The organism is Amycolatopsis orientalis, from assembly GCF_000943515.2.
Classification (GTDB): Bacteria; Actinomycetota; Actinomycetes; order Mycobacteriales; family Pseudonocardiaceae; genus Amycolatopsis; species Amycolatopsis orientalis.
In genome coordinates this window covers 860,652-874,202 of record NZ_CP016174.1, presented here as the reverse complement: position 1 = coordinate 874,202, position 13,551 = coordinate 860,652, and the positions used below count along the sequence as shown (strand labels likewise).

Sequence of the window (13,551 nt, the reverse complement as noted above, 5' to 3'; positions counted from 1 at the left end):
ACGTAAACTTCGCTGTATGAAGACGAGTGACGCACTACGACTGCTCAGTGCGTTCACCAGCGCCCAATGGGGCATGGTCACGTCCCGGCAAGCCAAGGGGACAGGCGTCGACGGCGTCACGTTGCATCGCTTGGAGAAAGCCGGGCACCTCGACCGTGTCCGTCACGGCGTCTACGCGGCGACGATCGCCGTCGTGACCGAAGCACGGGAGGAACAGGCGGCTTGGCTGATGCTCAACGCGGCCGAACCCGCGTGGAAGCGGGCTCCTCTCGATCCGGACGGCGGAGTGCTTTCCCACGAATCGGCCGCCCGGCTGCACGGACTCGGTGAACTCGTCAACGACCGGATAGTTCTGACCACTCCACGCCGTCGCACCAGCCGAGATCCGGACGTGCGCTTCAGGATCGCCGGACTACTCGAAGACGACGTGACAACGATCGACGGACTTCCCGTCACCACGGTCCTACGCACCATCCGCGACCTGATGGAGCAGCGTATCGACGGCAGTCATATCGCCACGATGATCCAAGAAGCAGTAGAGGCTCACCTCCTTCGCCTGGATGTCTTGGCAGAGCACATCGGTCCCTATGCCTTGGTTTATGGCGTCCGCCGCCCCGGAGACGGCGAAGCCTTGCTCGAACACCTGCTCGCCGGGATCGGCACCTCGGTCGCACGTCTCGCCCACCGTCCGATTCCGACGCGGCGATAGAGCTTGCGGAAAGGCAAATCAAGGCCGGTCCACCTTCTCCATTGAGTTCGTCCCGCGCACGACGATGGCGGGATGCCCTCTCAGCCCCCGAGAACGCCGCGCGGCTATCTCGACTCTCAGAAGAACAGAGCGAAGAACCGTGCCGAAAGGATGGGCGCCTCCACCGGCGAGCTACTGCAGTTGCACTTTCATCGACGTTTGATCGCCCGGGTCTTCCACGGCGATGACGCATCGAACTGGGTATTGAAAGGCGGGCAAGCCCTGCTCGTCCGGTGGCCTTCCGCGCGCTACTCCACCGACATCGACCTGCTCTCCGCGGAGGACACGACCGACGCCGCGGTCGACGCGCTCAAGGCGGCTGCCACGTTGCGCCTCGCCGATCAAATCTGGTTCTCCCATCTCAGAACCGCCGATCAAGCCCATGTCGAACGTCCAACCCGCAAGGTGTCGTTCATGGTGATGTTCGAAAACACACCTCTCAATCACCGCGTGCAGGTGGACGTCGTCACGTCCGGGCATCCGCCGCGCGGATCCATCGCCACCGAGCCACTGAGGCCTCCGTTCGTGAGCGAGTGCGCCCCTTGGCCGGAAGCGCGGATGTTCCCGATCGAAGACCATGTCGCGGAAAAGATCTGCGCGATGTACGAGCGCCACCAGGCCGCCGGTCATCCGTCCACTCGCTACAAGGATCTGGTCGATCTCGCCCTGTTCGCGTTGAAGTCGCCCATACCGGGCAAGGAGACGCACGAGATCCTGCACGACGAAATCGCTCGACGCCGGAGACGCGGGATGGTGGTGAATCCACCTGCCAGGTTCGAGACCCCCGATCCTCGTTCCTGGAAGGGCGGCTATCGCAAGGTCGCCCAGGGTGTCCGCGGCCTGCCTTCCGAATTCCGGACGTTGGAAGGTGTGCACCCCCTCGCGGACGCCTTCGTCACTCCGCTTCTGCAGGCGACGCCGCCGAGAGGGCGATGGAACCCCGAGGAACGAGCCTGGGGGTGACACCGGTGTCCATCGATCGGTTGACAACCGGGTTCAGTCCAGCGGACGTCCCGGACGCAGGGCCCGCCGAAGCACGATCTACGTATGAAAACCGCAGTGAAAGTGCGCGGGCTGCGCAAGGAGTACCCGGGCCACCTGGCCGTCGCGGGCATCGACCTCGACATCGAGCAGGGCGAGGTGTTCGCGTTGCTCGGCCCCAACGGCGCGGGCAAGACGACGACGGTGGAGATCCTCGAAGGACACCGTAAGCGGACGTCCGGCGAGGTCGACGTCCTCGGCGAGGACCCCGGAACCGCGAGCCGCGCCTGGAGGTCGCGGCTCGGGATCGTGCTGCAGACCGCCAACGACGCCGCCGAACTCACCGTCGCCGAGACCGTCCGGCATTTCGCCCGCTACTACCCGAATCCCCGCGACGCCGACGAAGTGATCGAGAAGGTCGGCCTGACCGAGAAAGCGGGTGCCCGCGTCAAAAACCTCTCCGGCGGACAACGTCGTCGTGTGGACGTCGCGCTCGGCATCATCGGACGGCCCGAGCTGGTGTTCCTCGACGAGCCGACGACCGGGTTCGATCCCGAAGCCCGGCGCCAATTCTGGGGGCTGATCCAAAGCCTCGCCCACGAGGGCACCACGATCCTGCTCACCACGCACTACCTCGACGAGGCCGAGGCGCTCGCCGACCGGGTCGCGGTGATCGCGCGCGGCCGGATCGTCGCCGAGGGGACACCGCAGACGCTGGGCGGCCGCGCGACCGCGGAGGCCACCGTCCGCTGGGCCGACGAGCACGGCAACCACCTGGAGCGCACCCATTACCCGGCCAAGCTCATCCGCGAGCTGTCCGCCGACGGCCGCGAGCCGTCGGAGCTGACCGTCCACCGCCCCACCCTCGAAGAGACCTACCTCGACCTGATCGGAGAAGCCCGATGAGCACGCTGACCCTGCCGGGCACCTTCTCGCTCGGCCTCATCCGGGGCGCGGCCGAACTCAAGCAGTTCTTCCGCATCCGGGAACAGGTGATCTTCACCTTCGCCTTCCCGTCCTTGCTGATGATCCTGCTCGGCTCGATGCTGAACTCGTCGATGCCGGGGATGGCGATCACCACCGGTCAGGTGCTGGCCGCGGGCATGATCGGCTCCGGCATCGTCTCGACGTCGTTCACCAGCATCGGCATCGGGCTCGCGTCCGACCGCGAAGCCGGCGCGCTCAAGCGGCTGCGCGGCACGCCGATGCCCGCCGCGTCCTATTTCATCGGCAAGATCATCCTCGTCGGTGTTTCGAGTGTCGCGCAGGTCGTGCTGATGGCGATCGTGGGCAGTCTGCTGTTCGGCCTGAGCCTGCCCACCGACCCGGCCAAGATCCTCACGGCGCTGTGGGTCTTCCTGCTCGGCATCACCAGCTGCACCCTGCTGGGCATCGCGCTCAGCTCGGTGACCAAGTCGGTCAGCGGCGCGGTCGCGGTGACCAACCTGATCTACATCGCGCTGCAGTTCATCTCCGGGGTGTTCGTCACGCCCATCATCAACCTGCCGAAGGTTATGGTCACCATCGCCTCCTTCTTCCCGGTGAAGTGGATCTGCCAGGGCTTCCGCTCGGTGTTCCTGCCGGCCGAGGCGGCGACACAGGAGATGGCGGGGACATGGGAACTTCCGATGGTGGCTCTGGTGCTGGGGGCGTGGTGCGTGGCGGGTCTGCTGCTGGCGAAACTGACGTTCCGCTGGTCGAACGAAGGCAAATGAACGCCTGGGAGCGGTTCTTCTGGCTCTGGGAGGTCCTCTTCGCGATCACCTTCGCCGCGACGATCGCCCTGGTGCTCTTCGAAGAGGGGACGGCCACCGCCAAGACGATCGCGGTGCTGTGCATCGCGGGCGTCGGCGTGGCCTACCTCGTCCGCGGGCGTCACCTCATCAAAGGCCCGGACTACGAGTACACGCCCTGGTTGTTCGTCGGGATCCTGATGGCCCTCCTCACGGGCGCCACCTTCGCATCCACCACGTCGAGTTTCATCCTGTTCTTCGCCTGTCCGGTGCTCTACATGACGCTGACGACGAGGACGGCGTCGATCCTCACCACGTTCGCGGTGCTGCTGGGCCCCGTGTCGTCGATCGCCCGCGGCGGTCTCGATCAGCCCGCTTTGCGCATCCTGCTGCCGATGACCGCGATCCTGATCGTCTTCAGCCTCCTCGCCGGGCGCTACACCACGGGCATCATCGAACAGAGCAAAGGCCGCGCCGCGCTGATCGAACAACTGGAAGCCAGCCAGGCGGAGGTCGCCCGGCTCTCGCGGGAGGCGGGCACGGCCGCCGAACGCGAGCGCATGGCCCGCGAGATCCACGACACGCTCGCGCAGGGCTTCACCAGTATCGTCACGCTCACCCAGGCCATCGAGTCCGAAATGGACACCGACCCGAAGGCGGCCCGGCGCCATCTGGAGCTGGCCGCGCGGACGGCGCGGGAGAACCTGGCCGAGGCGCGGGCGATGGTCGCGGCGGAGGTACCGTCGGCCCTCGCCGCCGCCTCCCTCGAAGAAGCGTTGCGCCGTCAGGTCGAACGGCTCACCGAGGAGGCCGGGATCGAAGCGACGATAGCGATCGAAGGCCCGCTGCCGTCGCTGCCGATGGCCACCGAGGTCGTCCTCCTGCGAGGTGCGCAGGAGGCGTTGAGCAACATCCGCAAGCATTCCCGCGCCACCAGGGTCTCCCTCCGGCTGTCCGTTGTGGACGGACGAGTCCGGCTCGGGGTGACCGACGACGGCACGGGATTCGACCCCGCAGAGCCCAGCGGCGGCTTCGGCCTGCGGGGGATGCGCACGCGGGCGGATCAGGTCGGTGGCAGGGTGAAGCTCGAAAGCGGACCCGGTGCGGGGACGACGCTGGAACTGGAGGTGCCCGCGTGATCACGATCATGCTGGTCGACGATCACCCCGTGGTGCGGGAAGGCCTGCGCGGCATGCTGGAGGCCGAACCGGATCTGAGCGTCATCGGCGAAGCGGGTTCCGGCGACGAGGCCGTCGCGCTGAGCCGGGTCAAGCAGCCGGACGTGATCCTGATGGACCTGCGGATGCCCGGTCTCGACGGGGTCGGCGCGACCAGGAAGATCCTCGCCGACAGGCCGGGTCAGCGGGTCGTCGTGCTCACCACGTACGAGACGGACGCGGACATCCTGCGCGCGGTCGAAGCGGGAGCCTCCGGCTACCTGTTGAAGGACGCTTCGCGCACGGAGCTGGCCGGAGCGATCCGGGCCGCGTCGCGCGGTGAGACGGTCTTGGCGCCTTCGGTCGCCGGGAAGCTGGTGAACCGCGTGCGCAATCCGACGTCGTCGCCGTTGTCGGCGCGCGAGATCGAGGTGCTGCGACTGGTCGCGCAAGGCGACACCAACTCCGACATCGGCCGGGCGCTCCACATCAGTGAGGCGACGGTCAAGACGCACCTGTTGCGGGTGTTCGGAAAACTGGACGTTTCGGACCGGACGGCCGCGGTGACCACCGCCATGCGGCTGGGCCTGCTCGGGTAGGCAGAATGCAGCCCATGCTTGCCACGACCGAACTGGCGCTGCTTCGCCGCCTGGCGCACGAGCAATCCTCGTGCCGTGCCCCGTCCCTCGTCGCCGCCGTCGTCCGCGACGGGGAAATCGCCTGGTCAGGAGCGCGTGGCCGCGTCGACGGCGAGACACCGGACAACGACACGCAGTACCGGCTCGGGTCGATCACCAAAACGCTCGTCGCGACGGCCGTCATGCGCCTGCGCGACGAAGGCGCGCTCGACCTCAACGACCCGCTCGAACGGCACCTCCCCGGTACCGCGTTCGGCTCGGCGACCATCGCGCAGCTGCTCTCCCACACCTCGGGCCTGACCGCGGAATCGCCCGGTTCCTGGTGGGAGCGCACGGTGGGCGCCGACTGGGACGCGCTCGTCGCGAGCCTCGAAGACGGCGCGACGCGGCACCGTCCCGGCAGCCGGTTCCACTACAGCAACGTCGGCTACGGCGTCCTCGGCGAGCTGGTCGCCCGGCTCCGCGGGCGGTCGTGGCTCGACGTCGTCCGCGCCGAGATCCTCGGCCCGCTCGGCATGAACCGGACCTCGCCGCATCCGGAAGGCGCGCACGCGAGCGGGTTCGCCGTGCACCCCTTCGCCGACCTCCTCCTGCCGGAACCGTCGCCGGACGCGGGCGCGATGGCCCCCGCGGGCCAGCTGTGGTCGACGGTCACCGACCTCGGCCGCTGGACGGCGTTCCTCGGCGGCCACACCGGCGGCGTGCTGAGCGAGAAGACCGTCGCGGAGATGCGCGAAATGGTCACCGTGGACGACGGCGACACCTGGACGACCGGTTTCGGCCTCGGCGTCATGCTGGTCCGCACGCAGGGCAGGCGGCTCGCCGGGCACACCGGATCGATGCCGGGCTTCCTCGCCTGCTCACTGATCGACGCCGACGCCGGTATCGGCGCGCTGGTGCTGACGAACTCGACGGCCGGGGTCGGCATCACGCAGCTGTGCCTCGACCTCATGACGCTGACCGAACAGCACGAACCGGCGATGCCCGCGGAATGGCAACCGTCCACTGTGGACCCGAAGCTGCTGGAGCTGACCGGGCTGTGGCACTGGGGCCCGACGCCGTATCACCTGCGGCTGCTCCCGGACGGCTCGTTCTCGCTCGCGCCGACCGACGGTCCCGGCCGCGCGTCGCGGTTCACGCCGCTCGGCGACGACACCTGGATCGGGCTCGACGGGTACTACGCCGGCGAAACGCTGCGGGTCGGGCGGGATTCGGACGGCAAGCCGAACCACCTCGACCTCGTGACGTTCATCTTCTCGCGCACGCCGTTCGATCCGGCCGCGCCGATCCCGGGCGGCGTCGACCCCGACGGCTGGCGCTAGCGGAACCGGAACGCGGCGGTCGTGAACTCACGGCCGCCCGCCGCGCACACCAGCACATCGCCGTAGTGGGCGTCGCCGACGACCCACATCCGGCGGCTTCCGCGCAGCGACTCGGCGAGTTCGTCAGGGCAGTCCTCGATGACGAACTTCGCCGGGTGCCCGTCGAGGACGGCCCAGCCGCGCACGGGATCCGCCTCCGGCGCGGACGTCGCGGTGACGCGTGCCCAAGGACCGAGCACGACGTCCATGACGCCTTTGCGACGCCGGATCGTGAGCCGCAGCGCCGTCCACCACTGGCCGAACCTGGGCGCGGAGACCTCCCCCGGCAGGTCGCCGTGGATCCAGCGCGGCAGACCGGGGACGAACACGAGTACCAGCATCGCCACGAAACCGACGATCGCGCCGATGGTGGCCGTGTCGTCCCAGTCGCGGAAGGCCCAGTGGATGACGAACAGGAGGAGGTACAAGAGCAGGAAGCCCCACCGCGGGCCCCAGGGATCAGGCATCAGACAGCCGGAGTGTGCCCGACGGAGGCGCCGACGGCCGCGATGAACTTGCGGGCGATGCGCTTGCCCTCACCGAAGTCGATGAAACCGAACTTCAAGCTCGTCTGGATCGCCAGCCCGGAGCCCTCGGACGTCCGCTCGACCTTCACCGTCACGGTCTGCCCATAGCTGAAGAGGCCCATGCTGGTGGAGAAGGTGACGTAGCCCGCGGCCGCGTCGTAGTAGGGGTTCTTCCCCTTGACCGCGGTGACCCCGTTCGGGAGGGCCTGCCACAACGCCTCGGGGGGCAGGGGGAATCGTTCGTGCACTGTCGCCATGAGGCGAGAAGCTACCCGTCGGTCGGCAAGGGCGACAGCGAGATCCTCGATCCCATATGCCGGACAGACGGCACCAACTGTCAGCAGGCCCGTCCCGACCTGAGAGACTGGGCCCATGACCGACGCACCTGAGTTGACCCTCCCCGCGGACCTCAAGCCGGCCGATGGCCGCTTCGGCTGCGGACCGTCCAAGGTCCGTGACGAGCAGCTCGCCAACCTGGCGAAATCCGGTGCCACCTACCTCGGCACCTCGCACCGTCAGAAGCCGGTGAAGTCCCTCGTCGGCCGCGTGCGTGCGGGTCTGTCCGAATTGTTCTCCCTGCCCGAAGGCTACGAAGTGGTCCTCGGCAACGGCGGGACGACCGCATTCTGGGACGCCGCCGCGTTCGGGCTCGTGCGTGAGCGTGCGCAGCACTTCACCTACGGCGAGTTCTCGTCGAAGTTCGCCACGGTGACCAAGGGCGCCCCGTTCCTCGCCGACCCGATCGTCGTCAAGGCCGACCCGGGCAGCGCGCCCGAGATCGCCTACGAAGCCGGTGCCGACCTGGTCGGCTGGGCCCACAACGAGACCTCCACGGGGGTCGCGGTGCCGGTCCGCCGCCCCGAAGGCAGCGAAGGCGCGCTCGTGGCGATCGACGCCACCTCCGGCGCGGGCGGCCTGCCGGTCAAGGCCGAGGACTTCGACGTCTACTACTTCGCGCCCCAGAAGTCCTTCGCCTCCGACGGTGGCCTCTGGATCGCGCTGGCCTCGCCCGCCGCGGTCGAGCGCATCGGCGAGATCGGCGCGAGCGACCGCTGGATCCCCGAGTTCCTGTCGCTGACCACCGCGCTCGACAACTCGCGCAAGGACCAGACGTACAACACCCCGGCGGTGTCGACGCTGTTCCTGCTGGCCGACCAGATCGAGTGGATGAACTCGAACGGCGGTCTCGAGTGGACCACCTCGCGCACCCGCGACTCCTCGACCCGGCTGTACGAATGGGCCGAGAAGACCAGCTACACGACGCCGTTCGTCAGCGACCCGTCGCTGCGCTCGCAGGTCGTCGGCACCATCGACTTCGCCGACGAGGTGGACGCCGCCGCGGTGGCGAAGGTGCTGCGCGCCAACGGGATCGTCGACACCGAGCCGTACCGGAAGCTGGGCCGCAACCAGCTGCGCGTCGGCCTGTTCCCCGCCATCGACCCCGAGGACATCACGAAGCTGACCCAGAGCATCGAGTACGTCGTCGAGCGCCTGGGCTGAGCTAACCGCTCGGCAGCTGAAGTCCGGCGCCCCGTGCGCATGTCATGAGGGGTCCCCATAGGACAAATTTCGTCCTATGGGGACCCCTCATGACACTTCGCGCGCCGGAGGAAGACCGCCGCCAGCCCCAGCAGCAGAAGTCCGTACAGCACAAAGGATTCCGTCGCCAGCCACCAGCCGAAGCTCCCGGCGGGCCGCGGCGCGAGCCACATCGGCGCGATCATGAACAGCGCCACCGTCACGACCGCGAGCACGTAGGACCCCACCGACCGCATCCACACCAGCAGCGCCAGCAGAGGCACACACCAGACCCAGTGGTGCGTCCAGGAAACCGGCGAGACCAGCAGCCCGCCGACAGCGCAGGCTGTCAGCGCGTACACCGGTTCCGCGACCCGCACGATCACGAACGCGGTCAGCGCGACCACCACCACCGCGGCCAGCACCCAGACGACGTCCTCCGCCGAGCCGAGCCCGAACCGCGCCAGCATGCCCCGCAGCGACTGGTTCCCGACGTAACCGCGATCGCCGATGCGGCTGGTGTCGAAGAGGATGTTCGTCCAGAACCGCGCCGACGCGCTCGGCGCGGTCAGCCACATCAGCAGCCCGGCCCCGAGGAATCCGGCGACGACCCGGGCGGCCGAGCGGAAGTCCTTGCGGAACAAGAAGAACAGGATGAAGAAGGCCGGCGTCAGCTTGATCGCGGCGGCGACGCCGATCAGCAGTCCCTTGGTGCGCGCGCGGCCCGGCAGCAGGGCGTCGAGGACGACCATCAGCATCAGCAGGGTGTTGACCTGGCCGAAGCCGAGCGTCGAGCGGACCGGTTCCATGATCCCGCCCGCCGCCTGCGCCCCGATCGCCGCCAGTACGGCGATGGCGCGGCCGCGGACGTCGGCACGGTCGGTGAGCGAGCCGTTGAGCGTCGCGACGAAGAGGTACACGACGATCCCGCCCGCGATGATCGACGCGAGCCCGACCAGCCTCGTCGCCAGCGCGGCGGACAGCAGGGTGCCGGGCAGGAACACCGCCGCCGCGAACGGCGTGTAGGTGAAGGGCAGCCAGCCCCCGTGCGTCTGCACCCAGGTGCCGTACGGGTCGCCCGAGTCGAGGAGCAGCCGGGCGCCGCCGACGTAGACCTCGAGGTCCTGGCCGTCGAACACCTTCAGCGTGAACAGCACGGCGACCACGACGACTTCGAGCGCGAGCAACGCCCCCGCGAGTCTCCGCCCCGACAATCCCACCAGCACCCGGCGAGATTACCCACCGCCACCTCGCAGTTCGTCCTCTGGATGCGGTAGTCGGCGGTGCGAACCACCGCATCCAGAGGACGAAACGCGTTCTAGGCGAGGGCCTGGGTGGGCGGGAGGCGGGCCGCGCGCATCGCCGGATACGCCCCGGCGACGGCACCGACCAGCGCCGAGACCCCGACCCCGCCGAGCAGGGCGCCGACCGGGAGCACCGCCGGCCAGCCTTGGCTCAGCGCGTACGCGGACGTCACCAGCACCCCGACCAGGACCCCGGAGATCCCGCCGAAGCCGGACAACAGCACTGACTCGGCCAGGAACTGGCCTCTGACCTGCCGTTTCGTCGCCCCGAGCGCGCGACGCAGCCCGATCTCCCGGCGCCGCTCCAGTACCGAGATCACCATCGTGTTGGCCACCCCGACGCCGCCGACCAGCAGCGCCACCCCGCCGAGCCCGAGGAACAGGGCGCTGTAGGTGTTCTCCGTCAGCTTCTGCGCCTCCAGCGCCTCCGACGGACGACGCACCTCGACCTCGTTGGGCGCCTCCGGGTTCATCGTCTGCGCGAGCACCGATCGGACGTTCTCGACCTGCGAGTCCTTCGCCCGGACGTACACGGTGCTCGGATGCCCCTCGAAGCCGAGGAGCCGCTTCGCGACGTCCCAGCCGACCAGCGCCGACCGCTCGATCTCCGGCGCGAGCGGCATCGGCCCGAGGATCCCGCCGACGGTGAACCAGTGCCCGCCGATGAACACCTGCGGCGGCTTGGCCGGGTCGAGGTGGTCGATCCCGAGCCGCGCGGCCGCGACCGAACCGAGGACGACGACCGGATAGTCCCGGGTGGCGTCTCGGAGGAACTGCCCCGCCCGGACCGATCCGCCGACGACGTCGAGCAGATCGGGCGTCGCGGCGTAGACGCCGAGACCGGATGTCTCGTCCTTGGCGATCTTGTCCGTCCGCCGCACGGTCCCGCCGGTGGTCCCGACGGCGGACGCCGCCGTCACCGGGGCGATCCGTTTCGCCATCGGCACCGCGCTGTCCGGCAGGGTCGCGTCGCCACCGAACATCGTCTTGCCCGGCCCGGCCGAAAGCAGGTTGGTACCGAGCGCGGCCAGCTGGTCTTGCAACGCCTTCGCGCCCGACGCCGGGATCGCGAGCACCGCCACCATCGCGGCGATCCCGATGCCGATGCCCAGCGCGGACAGCACCGCGCGCATCGGCCGCGTCCGCATCCCGTGCGCGCCGAGGGTCAGCACGTCACGCGGGCCGAGCCGGGCCGGATCCGGCGTCTTGTCGAGGACGGGCGCGCTCACACCAGCACTCCCGTCCCGGTGTCGAGCCGGATCCGGCCGTCCCGCAACTCGATCCGCCGTGGGACACCCGCCGCGATCTCCCGGTCGTGCGTGATGATCACGACGGTCGTCCCCTGCGAGCTCAACGTGGCGAGCAGGTTCAGGATCGCCGCGCCGTTGCCCGTGTCGAGGTTCCCGGTCGGCTCGTCGGCCAGCAGGATCGACGGCGAGTTGACGACCGCCCGCGCGATCGCCACCCGCTGCCGCTCCCCGCCGGAAAGCTCGTTCGGGAAATGCCCCGCCCGGTGCGCGAGACCGACCCGGTCGAGCGCGGCGAGCGCCCGCTCCCGCCGTTTCCGCCGCGGCACCCCCGCGTACAGCAGCCCCGTGGCGACGTTGTCGACCGCGCTCACCCCCTCGCTGAGGAAGAACTGCTGGAACACGAACCCGATCCACCGCGACCGCAACGCCGAAAGCTTGCGGTCCGGCAGTTTCGCGACGTCGTGCCCGCGCAGTTCGATGACGCCGGTGGTCGGCCGGTCGAGCGTGCCCATCAGCTGCAGCAACGTCGACTTGCCCGAACCGGACGGCCCGACGATGGCGACCATCTCCCTGTCCTCGATGGACAGTGTCACTTCGTGCAGCGCGCGCACCTCGCCGGGATAGGTGCGCGAGGCGTTGCGCACGGCCAGCACCGGGGTCATGAAGTCGTCACCACCCGCATCCCGGCGGAGAGGCCGGTTCCGGTGACCTCGACGCGGCCGCCGGAGAAGAGACCGGTCTTCACCGCGACGAGCCGTCGTTTTCCGCCTTCGTCCACCTCGACGGCGTATCCGCCCTCGGCGAGCGCGAGCAGCGCCCCGACCGGCACCGCCAACACTCCACTGTGGACTTCCTTGGTGAACCGAACCGAGACCGGCGTCGAGTCGAGCGATCCGGCCGCGCCCGGATCGTCCAGGGTGATCTTCACCTTGATCGTCGGCTTGCCGTTGTCCTGTCCGGCGGAGTCCTTGCCGTTCTCCGCGACCTTGCCGACCTCGGTGATCGTGCCGGTCGCGGCCTTCCCGCCGGTGATGTCGATCCCGACCTTGTCGCCCTCCTTGGCGATGGCTTGTTTGGCGGCGTCGAGCTTGACCTCGACGACGCGCCCGGTTCCCGTGTATTTCAGGAGTTCACCGCCGCTCGGGCCGCCAAGCTGGGCGGCGAGCTGCGAAACCCGGATCTCGCCCGGAGCGAGGACGACGTCGCCCTGGCCGAAGGTGCCGGTCTGCTCGGCGCCCAGCGACTTCTGCCATTTCTTGAGCGCGGCGGCGGTGGCCGAGGTGAACTTCTTGTCGGGCGTGCCGAACCCGCTGAAGCCGAGCGCCTTCAGGTTCTCTTCCAGCTGCTTGACGTCCGGGCCGTCCGTCGCGCCGTCCGCGAGATCGCGGAAGAACGGCAAGGTGCCGTAGAACAGCGGCACCGGTTTCGCGTCGACTCCGTACACCGCCTTGCCCCTGGAGAGCACCGTGCCCGCGGCCGGAAGAGACGTGATGGTGCCCTGTTTCCGGGCCGCGAGGGAGTTTTCCGCGCCGTAGCCCAGGGTTCCGCTCGCCTCTTCCTCCTCCTGCAAATCCGTCTTCTCGACCTTCGCGGTCTCCACCGGGGGCGGCGCCTGCCCGACCTGCCCGGCTTCCGACGTCACCCTGGTCATCACGACCACCGAGGTCGTCCCGACCACGACGACGAGGACCGCCGCGACGACGTACCAGCGAGCCCGGCGCGAACGCCGTAGGCCGCCGGGTCCTTCGTGTTCGCTCATTTCGCCGGAGCCGCCCTCATGCTCATGCCGAGACCACAGGCTTTCGCCGCTTCTTCGAACTTCTTCATGTCCTGATCCGCGGTACCGAGCGCCATCGCTCCCTTGCCCGTGGGGTCGGGATCCGGGAAGTCGATGCCGTGCTCGCGCATGCACTTGGCTTCCTTGCGCATCTTGTCGAGCTCTTCCGGCGACGGCGGCTTGATCTCGCCGCCGTTCGGCAGCAGCTTGCGGCACGCGTCGCCCGCGGCCTTCAGCTTGTCGTCGCCGAGCCTGCCCTCGCCGCCGGCCTCGATGGTGATCGAGCCCTTCCCTTCACCATCGGTCTTGGGATCCGGCATGTCGACCCCGTGCTCGCGCATGCATTTCGCGTAGTTGCGCATCTTGTCCTCGTCGGACACGTTGTCGGCCTGCTGCTTCCCGTCTCCGCTCGCGGCACTCGGCGGGGAGGAGATCGAGGCGACCTTGTCGCCGCCGTCCCCGTCGCCGCCACAGCCGGCCACCAGCGTCAGGACCGCTAAGGCGACCAGTGCCGCCATCGGTCGTTTCCGCATCGCTGCTCCTCCTCGATCGTCTTC

At 68.9% G+C, this 13,551-nt stretch carries 15 protein-coding genes; 8 read left to right on the top strand and 7 right to left on the bottom strand.

The window, feature by feature from the left end:
* Positions 1-16 precede the first annotated feature (16 nt).
* The 7 genes from SD37_RS04265 to SD37_RS04235 all read left to right on the top strand — a co-directional run bounded on the left by SD37_RS04265 (position 17) and on the right by SD37_RS04235 (position 6,579).
* Positions 17-709, top strand: coding sequence for a type IV toxin-antitoxin system AbiEi family antitoxin domain-containing protein (locus tag SD37_RS04265; RefSeq protein ID WP_044853918.1), 693 nt, complete (start codon positions 17-19; stop codon positions 707-709).
* Between the two features lie 72 nt (positions 710-781).
* The gene (locus SD37_RS04260) at positions 782-1,711 is read left to right on the top strand and encodes a nucleotidyl transferase AbiEii/AbiGii toxin family protein (RefSeq protein WP_044853917.1); all 930 of its coding nucleotides are present in this window, start codon (positions 782-784) and stop codon (positions 1,709-1,711) included.
* An 84-nt stretch (positions 1,712-1,795) separates the two neighbouring features.
* Complete coding sequence (locus SD37_RS04255) at positions 1,796-2,635, top strand: ABC transporter ATP-binding protein (RefSeq protein ID WP_145926526.1); 840 nt, start codon at positions 1,796-1,798, stop codon at positions 2,633-2,635.
* A complete protein-coding gene (locus SD37_RS04250) occupies positions 2,632-3,444 on the top strand; it encodes an ABC transporter permease (protein ID WP_044853915.1) in 813 nt (270 codons plus the stop codon). Before SD37_RS04255 ends, SD37_RS04250 begins: the two co-directional genes overlap by 4 nt.
* On the top strand, positions 3,441-4,601 hold the full coding sequence (locus SD37_RS04245; protein WP_044853914.1) for a sensor histidine kinase: 1,161 nt from the start codon (positions 3,441-3,443) through the stop codon (positions 4,599-4,601). The genes SD37_RS04250 and SD37_RS04245 overlap by 4 nt, the downstream gene beginning before the upstream one ends.
* Positions 4,598-5,218, top strand: coding sequence for a response regulator (locus tag SD37_RS04240; protein ID WP_044853913.1), 621 nt, complete (start codon positions 4,598-4,600; stop codon positions 5,216-5,218). Before SD37_RS04245 ends, SD37_RS04240 begins: the two co-directional genes overlap by 4 nt.
* A 14-nt stretch (positions 5,219-5,232) precedes the next feature.
* Entirely contained in the window at positions 5,233-6,579 is a 1,347-nt protein-coding gene (locus SD37_RS04235; protein WP_044854071.1) for a serine hydrolase domain-containing protein, read from the top strand.
* Here SD37_RS04235 and SD37_RS04230 read toward each other — a convergent pair.
* Positions 6,576-7,085, bottom strand: coding sequence for a hypothetical protein (locus SD37_RS04230; protein WP_044853912.1), 510 nt, complete (start codon positions 7,083-7,085; stop codon positions 6,576-6,578). The genes SD37_RS04235 and SD37_RS04230 overlap by 4 nt on opposite strands.
* On the bottom strand, positions 7,085-7,402 hold the full coding sequence (locus SD37_RS04225) for a hypothetical protein (RefSeq protein WP_044853911.1): 318 nt from the start codon (positions 7,400-7,402) through the stop codon (positions 7,085-7,087). Before SD37_RS04225 ends, SD37_RS04230 begins: the two co-directional genes overlap by 1 nt.
* Before the next feature lie 115 nt (positions 7,403-7,517).
* Here SD37_RS04225 and serC point away from each other — a divergent pair, with 115 nt between their 5' ends.
* Complete coding sequence (serC, locus tag SD37_RS04220) at positions 7,518-8,645, top strand: phosphoserine transaminase (protein ID WP_044853910.1); 1,128 nt, start codon at positions 7,518-7,520, stop codon at positions 8,643-8,645.
* A gap of 74 nt (positions 8,646-8,719) precedes the next feature.
* On the opposite strand, the gene SD37_RS04215 is transcribed toward serC, so the two are convergent.
* The 5 genes from SD37_RS04215 to SD37_RS04195 all read right to left on the bottom strand — a co-directional run bounded on the left by SD37_RS04215 (position 8,720) and on the right by SD37_RS04195 (position 13,527).
* Positions 8,720-9,889 (bottom strand): glycosyltransferase 87 family protein, encoded by a 1,170-nt coding sequence (locus SD37_RS04215; RefSeq protein ID WP_044853909.1) that lies wholly within the window; start codon positions 9,887-9,889, stop codon positions 8,720-8,722.
* Between the two features lie 92 nt (positions 9,890-9,981).
* Entirely contained in the window at positions 9,982-11,196 is a 1,215-nt protein-coding gene (locus SD37_RS04210) for an ABC transporter permease (RefSeq protein ID WP_044853908.1), read from the bottom strand.
* On the bottom strand, positions 11,193-11,879 hold the full coding sequence (locus SD37_RS04205) for an ABC transporter ATP-binding protein (protein ID WP_044853907.1): 687 nt from the start codon (positions 11,877-11,879) through the stop codon (positions 11,193-11,195). The genes SD37_RS04210 and SD37_RS04205 overlap by 4 nt, the downstream gene beginning before the upstream one ends.
* Complete coding sequence (locus SD37_RS04200; protein WP_044853906.1) at positions 11,876-12,976, bottom strand: peptidoglycan-binding protein; 1,101 nt, start codon at positions 12,974-12,976, stop codon at positions 11,876-11,878. The genes SD37_RS04205 and SD37_RS04200 overlap by 4 nt, the downstream gene beginning before the upstream one ends.
* Positions 12,973-13,527: a hypothetical protein gene (locus SD37_RS04195; RefSeq protein WP_044853905.1), complete on the bottom strand. Its 555-nt coding sequence runs from the start codon at positions 13,525-13,527 to the stop codon at positions 12,973-12,975. The genes SD37_RS04200 and SD37_RS04195 overlap by 4 nt, the downstream gene beginning before the upstream one ends.
* Positions 13,528-13,551: the final 24 nt, after the last annotated feature.